3 protein-coding genes are annotated in these 3,141 nt (G+C 71.9%); all 3 read left to right on the forward strand.

What is annotated here, in order from left to right:
- Positions 1-320 (forward strand): hypothetical protein (locus ACFP3V_RS31700; RefSeq protein WP_380591252.1); only part of this gene is annotated, 320 nt, incomplete at its 5' end.
- 88 nt (positions 321-408) lie between these two features.
- A complete protein-coding gene (locus tag ACFP3V_RS31705; RefSeq protein ID WP_380591255.1) occupies positions 409-2,640 on the forward strand; it encodes a cell division protein FtsK in 2,232 nt (743 codons plus the stop codon).
- A 151-nt stretch (positions 2,641-2,791) separates the two neighbouring features.
- Positions 2,792-3,034, forward strand: coding sequence for a hypothetical protein (locus tag ACFP3V_RS31710; protein WP_380591257.1), 243 nt, complete (start codon positions 2,792-2,794; stop codon positions 3,032-3,034).
- Positions 3,035-3,141 lie beyond the last annotated feature (107 nt).

Here is a 3,141-nt window from a genome sequence, read left to right on the forward strand (position 1 = left end):
AGCTGTCCATCCAGCAGATCCCCGCGGCCCGAACCGTCCTCGCCCTGCTGAACACCTTCGAGGACCTGCCCGCCGCAACCTCCTGGAGCGTGGATCTCATCCCGTCCGCGCACTACGCGCTCGGAGTCGCCATCGCGGTCCACGGCGACGACGAGGCGTTCGAGGCATGGCGCTCCGCCCTCGGCCTGGTCCGCGAGTCGATGCGGCGACGCGAGCACACCGGCTACTACACCCTCACCGGCTCCACCGAGGTCGAGGGCGTTCCGGTCGAACTGACCGGCTACCTGAACCACCCGGCCGCCCTGCGGTCGGGCCTCTGAGTTCGCCCGTCAGGGGCGCTCCGCCTGCCAGCTTCCGCGCCCCTGACGGCCTGTCACCTGCACTCATCACGAGACAAGGACGCGTTCAGTGAACCACGACGATGACGAGCTGTTCCGCCGCCTGGAGGCGGAACTCGACCTGACCGGCGACCCCGACGCGGGCGCGGTGCTGGACCTCTCGAAGGCCCGCGCCGCCCGCCACGGGTCGCCCGACTCCCCGGCCGACCCCGGCCCCGACTCGACGCCCGACCGGTCGCCCGACTCGGACCCCGACGGGTCGGTCTACCTTCCGGCCGACGAGTCGGCCGTCCGGTTGGTCGACTCCCCGGCACCGACCGGTCCCGGCTGGTGGGCCCGCGCCCGCGCCGCCAAGCCCCGCCCGGTCCTCCCGGCGTGGGCCACCTCCCGCACCGAGTTCGAGACCGCCGCGCTGTGGCTGGCCAAGCACACGCTGCACTCGCTGGCTTTCCACGCCGTGCGGCTGCCCTGGTACGCCGCCGTCCTCGCGCTGCGGGCCCCGGGCGGGTTCTTCACCGTCCTGGCCCGACTGCTGCGCTGGGCGTGGGACTCGGAGTCGGAGGCGCTGCGGCAGGTCGCCGCCACCCGCAACGACCCCGACGACTACCTCAAGCTGTCCCACCTGCGCGACGGCCGGGTCCGCTCCCGCTGGATACTTCTCGGCCTCGGCCTGGCGCTCGGTCCGGTCCTCGCGCTCATCGCGTATGTGGTGCTGCCGAGTTGGGCGTTCACCCTCGCCGCCGCCGCCATCCTCGCGGCGTTCGGCTGGGTCAACATCCCGAAGGACAAGCCGCTGATCTCCCGCGCCGTGGTCGCCACCGAAGTCGAACGCCTCACCTCCACCGTGGTCGAGCGCGCCCTCGGAGCGCTCGGGATCGCGGAGATCAACAAGGCGCTGGGCAAGGGCGGGGAAGGCATCCGGTTCCCGGCCCCGATCACCCGCGACGGCCCCGGCTGGCGCGCGGACGTGGACCTGCCCTACGGCGTCACCGTCACCGACATCCTCGACCGGCGCGACCGCCTCGCCTCCGGACTGCGGCGCCCGCTGGGGTGCGTGTGGCCGGAGCCGGTCCCGGACGAGCACGCCGGCCGGATGATGCTGTGGGTCGGCGACCGCGCCCTGAACCAGGTCCCGCCGAACGCGGGCCCGCTGGCCAAGGCCGCGCAGACCTCGCTGTTCCAGCCCATCCCGTTCGGCACAGACCAGCGCGGACGCCCGGTCACGCTGTCGCTGATGTACGACAACGTGCTGATCGGGGCCATGCCCGGCATGGGCAAGACGTTCTCCCTGCGCGTCCCGCTGCTGGCCGCCGCCCTGGACCCCACCGCCGAACTGCTGGTGTGGGAACTCAAGGGCACCGGCGACCTCGCCCCGCTTCGGGAGGTCGCCGCGGACTACGGCTCCGGCCCCGACGACGACACCAAGGCCGCCGCCCTCCAGTCCATCCGCTACGTCTACGCCGAGCTGGAGCGCCGCGCCAAGGTCATCTCGGGGCTGCCGAAGGAGCTGTGCCCGGAGAACAAGGTCACCGCCCAGCTCGCCGCCAAGAAGTCCCTCGGCCTCCACCCGCTCGTGCTCGCGGTGGACGAGTGCCAGGAACTGTTCGCCGACGAGAAGGTCGGCAAGGAGGCCGGGGCCCTGTGCACGGCCATCATCAAGCGCGGCCGGGCCCTCGGCGTGATGTTGCTGCTCGCGACGCAGCGCCCGGACCGGGACTCGCTGCCCACCGCGATCAGCGCGAACGTCGGCACCCGGTACTGCCTGCGGGTCATGGGCCAGGTCGAGAACGACATGGTGCTCGGCACCTCCGCGTACAAGAACGGCATCCGCGCCACCTCCTTCGTGAAGAAGGACAAGGGCATCGGCTACCTGGTCGGCGCGGGTGACGACCCGCAGATCGTCCGCTCCTACTACATCGACACCCCCGCCGCCGAGGCCATCTGCAAGCGCGCCCGCGCCGCCCGGATCGCGGCCGGCACCCTCGCCGGAATCGCCGCAGGCCAGACCCCGCAGCGCGGGGACCGGCACGACACCCTGCTCGACGACATCCTCGCCGTCGTCCCACCCTCGGAGCCGAAGGTGTGGTCGGAGACCCTGGCCGCCCGCCTGGCCGAACTGCGGCCCGAGGTCTACGACGGCTGGACCCCCGAGCAGGTCGCCTCCGCGCTCGCGCCGATGGGCGTGGAGACCATCCAGATCAACCGCCGCATCGACGGCAAGAACGTCAACCGGCGCGGCATCCAGCGCTCCGACATCAGCGATGCCGTTACCAAGCGTGACCGAAACCGGGACGCCGGATAGCCAAGCGAAGGTGCTTGCGCAAGCACCCCGACCCCGCTTGCGCAAGCACCCCCGCTAGCACCCCAAACCCGCACTGAGCAGGGCGCTAGCCGATAGCGCCCCACCTGCGAAAACCCCCAGAATCCCGCCCACAGGCCCCCTGGAGACCCCCATGTGGCTCGCTATCGCCTGCCTGTTCATCGCCACGCTCAGTTACGCCGCCATGTGTGCCGCGAAGCCGTTCGCCACCTGCCGCAAGTGCGCTGGACTGGGCCACACCATCCGCACGACCCGCAGCGGCAAGCCCAAGCCGGGCAAGCCCTGCCGCCGCTGCCGCACCACCGGCCTCCGGTTGCGGATAGGCCGCCGCGCCTGGAACGCCTACACCCGCAACCGCCGCCAGGCCACCCGCTGACCCCACGTCAACCCACCACGCTCCCAGGAGGTTTCCCCCGTGGTGTTCAACGTCTCCGCCGCCCTGCTGTTCGGCGTCGCCCTGGTCTTCATGGTCCGGGCCCGGAT

The organism is Streptacidiphilus monticola, assembly GCF_042658505.1.
In the GTDB taxonomy this organism is placed as follows: domain Bacteria; phylum Actinomycetota; class Actinomycetes; order Streptomycetales; family Streptomycetaceae; genus Streptacidiphilus; species Streptacidiphilus monticola.